We start from the raw sequence: 1,802 nt of genomic DNA on the forward strand, positions 1-1,802 counted from the left end.
AAAGGTCTCGGTTCGCACATCAGGCACCCAGATCTGCAGAGGTCGCAAGCCCCGCTCCCGCATCCGTCTGTCGGCGATACTCGCCAACCCGTTCCCGTACTGCCATGCATAGATGTTCATGTAACGCCCCGCTCCGGCAGTCGAAAGAAACGGATCCGTCAAGCCGCAAACAAATGTCTGAGTACGACTCGCGCGCGGCGATCTGCCTCGCCTACTGGGGTCGATGACCGGCGCTACTGCTGCGTGGAACCTCGTGAAACTAAACCCGCAGAACAGTCAAACCGGGACTTCGTCGAGGGGATGGAAATCCTCGTCGTGCGTGCCGGCGGCGGCTTGGATCCGTAGGTTCTTTGCGTGTCAGTCGAGGTCGAACGCGTGCCGAATCGCCGTTGTCAGCAATTCCTCTTGATCAGGAAGGAAGAACCCAACCTGGCGCCCCAGCGCCGCTACCGGGATTGTGACAATGTTGTCGACGCTGACGACGGAATCTTTCTGGAGTCCGTTACGTACCCCTACGGGAACTTCAGTCGACAGGCCCCGAACCGTTCCGGTTATCGGCGCGACGGTGACTCTGGTTAGGTGCGGCCTAACAAGTTCCCGGGTCAAGATCAGGACGGGCCGAGCCTTATCGAGTTGGGCGACGTGAATTGGTCTCAATCGATGTCCAGTTCGAAGCCAGCGGCTTGAGTAGCGAGAGCGTCGAAGTCATCATCTTCGTCGGTCTGCTCGGCCAGAATCGCCGCATCACGGGCAGCGATCAACCGGCGTCGCTCACGTTCGAGCGCTTTGAGGACAAACGATGCACGACTATCGACCCGCCGCTGCTGCACTTCCCCGTCAATGAACTCGACCACCTCATCCGGTAGCCGAACGGCGATCTGCTTGCTCATGACCGTCATGGTACCGATATGGGATGCGAAGTGCTACCGCGATCTCATGACGATGTCGAATGACTCAGCGACCAAGCACGTATCAGTCGGCTACGCCAGCGGCGAGCGGAGAATTCGCGGCAATCGATGGCTCGCACCGCGCCCGTGCTCTGGTCCCCGCGGCGGGCTTACCTAGTCAAAGTCCGTGGCGCGCAATGATGCACCACGATCAGAGATCAAGGACGATACGCAGTGCCGCATCGACGCGACGTATTTCATCAACACTGAGGAACCCCACGCTCCTACCGAGCCGACCAGGGTCAACCGCTGCAGCCTGCTCGGCAAGCACCCGGGTGTTGACGCCACCGATTTCAACCTCGGGACGAAAGCTGGCAGAACGAGCCGACGTGGACGTTGGCGCAACGATCCAGGTCGACAACGGCAGCAGATCCGACTGAACCACTACGGCGTAGCGGGAGCCGGACTGTTCGTGACCACGGCTCCCCCGCGGGGCATGCAATTGAAATACCTCACCACGCACGCAGCGTCTCCATATCGCGCAGCACCTGCATGGCCTCAGCGCGGTCCGACTCGTCTTGGGCAAGCCTCTCCGCCTCGGCGCGAATCACTTCGCGAGCCTTACGGCGTGCGGCATCGATGAGAGCGGATCGAACGGCTACCGACACCGCCGTGCCATCTTTGGTCAAAATTTCCAGCGCCTTCGATGCGTCTTCGTCTGGCCGGAAGGTAATAGTGTCAGCCATAGCAATCAGTGTACGACGTTTTGTAAGACAAGCACTGGGTTCTCTCACCACCATCCGAACGTCGCACGGTACTGACGGCCCCTCCACGATGAGAGCGAGTCTGACCACTCGAAGTGGCCCGACTGCCGGGTCAACACCGCCCGGGTGGACACTATGACGTGGCCCTTTC

The 1,802-nt window shown here is 60.3% G+C and carries 5 protein-coding genes; all 5 read right to left on the bottom strand.

Annotated features, from left to right (window positions below; all coding sequences use genetic code 11):
* The coding region (locus AC5Y3P_RS22260) for an antitoxin MazE-like protein (RefSeq protein ID WP_500048112.1) at positions 1-120 on the bottom strand (120 nt) is incomplete at its 3' end.
* A 237-nt stretch (positions 121-357) separates the two neighbouring features.
* The gene (locus AC5Y3P_RS22265; protein WP_500048108.1) at positions 358-657 is read right to left on the bottom strand and encodes a type II toxin-antitoxin system PemK/MazF family toxin; all 300 of its coding nucleotides are present in this window, start codon (positions 655-657) and stop codon (positions 358-360) included.
* Positions 654-890 carry a YlcI/YnfO family protein gene (locus tag AC5Y3P_RS22270; protein WP_500048109.1) on the bottom strand — a complete coding sequence of 79 codons (237 nt, stop codon included), beginning with the start codon at positions 888-890 and terminating at the stop codon, positions 654-656. The genes AC5Y3P_RS22265 and AC5Y3P_RS22270 overlap by 4 nt, the downstream gene beginning before the upstream one ends.
* Positions 891-1,098: 208 nt before the next feature.
* Positions 1,099-1,410, bottom strand: coding sequence for a type II toxin-antitoxin system PemK/MazF family toxin (locus AC5Y3P_RS22275; protein ID WP_500048110.1), 312 nt, complete (start codon positions 1,408-1,410; stop codon positions 1,099-1,101).
* Complete coding sequence (locus AC5Y3P_RS22280) at positions 1,400-1,633, bottom strand: hypothetical protein (RefSeq protein ID WP_500048111.1); 234 nt, start codon at positions 1,631-1,633, stop codon at positions 1,400-1,402. Before AC5Y3P_RS22280 ends, AC5Y3P_RS22275 begins: the two co-directional genes overlap by 11 nt.
* Positions 1,634-1,802: the final 169 nt, after the last annotated feature.

Source organism: Mycobacterium sp. NGS45 (assembly GCF_059812645.1).